Consider the following 1030-nt stretch of genomic DNA (forward strand, 5'->3'; position numbering starts at 1 on the left):
TGCGTGTGGTGGTTCAGCTTCGCCTCGCCGAACAGGTCGATCACCGAACCGGCCGCGCCGGTCTTCGGGTCGCGCGCGCCGAACACGACGCGCTTGAAGCGCGCGTGCATCAGCGCCATCGCGCACATCGCGCAGGGCTCGAGCGTCACGTAGAGCTCGCACTCGGGCAGCCGGTAGTTCGCGAGCAGCGTGGCCGCATGGCGCAGCGCGACGATCTCGGCATGCGCGGTCGGGTCGTGCTCGGTGATCGGGCGGTTGTAGCCGGTGGCGATCACCTGGCCGGCGCGCATGATGACGGCGCCCACCGGCACCTCGCCGACCAGCCACGCGTTGCGGGCCTGGTCGAGCGCGATGCGCATCGCGTGTTCGTCGGCGGCCGAAGCCGCCTGGAGCGCGGCGCCGGCGGCGTCAGGGGCCGGGATCACTTGGGGGAGTCGTCCTGGCGGGCGGTGCCCTGCGCGCCCTGCTCGAGGGCCTTGACGACATCGCTGCGCACCTTCTCCTGCAACTGCTGCGATTGCTCGCGCACCGTGCCGCTGGCGGCGCCGGTGCCCTGCGACACGCTGCCGTCGGTGGCCACCACCGGCACCTTGCCGACGGCCTTCAACTGCTTGTTGATGACGATGCCGATGATCGCCAGTGCGATCAGCAGCGACACGAATCCGAAGGTGGCTTTCATAGGAGGTCCCCGCCCGATGCCAGTTCGGGGCGGTCGGCATCGTACCTCACGGCGCGCTCAYGACAGCGGCCAGTCGCCCAGGGTTTCGTGGCGGCCCAGGCCGACGTGGCTGCGCACCAGCGCGAAGCCGGCGGCCTGCCAGCCGACCGGCTCGATCGCGTGTTCGGCGATGCTGTGCCGGCGGTCGTACAGCAGCGTCAGGTGCGGCGTGGCGCTGCGCGAGGCCTGCGCCTCGGTGTCGCCCATCGCCAGGTTGAGCCGGCGGCGGAAGGCGGCGAGCGCGGGCAGGTTCTCGCTGCTGCGCAGCACGAAGGCACCGCTGCCGGGAAAGCTCATCGCCCGGTCGAAGGC

The 1030-nt window shown here is 71.5% G+C and carries 3 protein-coding genes; all 3 read right to left on the bottom strand.

The features are described 5' to 3' along the window. The coding region (tadA, locus tag AC1D01_RS36200; protein ID WP_477874573.1) for a tRNA adenosine(34) deaminase TadA at positions 1–359 on the bottom strand (359 nt) is incomplete at its 3' end. A gap of 62 nt (positions 360–421) precedes the next feature. Next, positions 422–679 (bottom strand): hypothetical protein, encoded by a 258-nt coding sequence (locus tag AC1D01_RS36205; RefSeq protein WP_477874570.1) that lies wholly within the window; start codon positions 677–679, stop codon positions 422–424. A 57-nt stretch (positions 680–736) separates the two neighbouring features. Next, on the bottom strand, positions 737–1030 hold a 294-nt coding region (locus AC1D01_RS36210), incomplete at its 5' end, for a 2'-5' RNA ligase family protein (RefSeq protein WP_477874571.1).

The organism is Rhizobacter sp. P3_B12 (assembly GCF_056402895.1).

Bases quoted from the DNA above. Each gene is read 5' to 3' on its own strand.
- AC1D01_RS36205 (WP_477874570.1), bottom strand. From the start codon at position 679: ATGAAAGCCACCTTCGGATTCGTGTCGCTGCTGATCGCACTGGCGATC.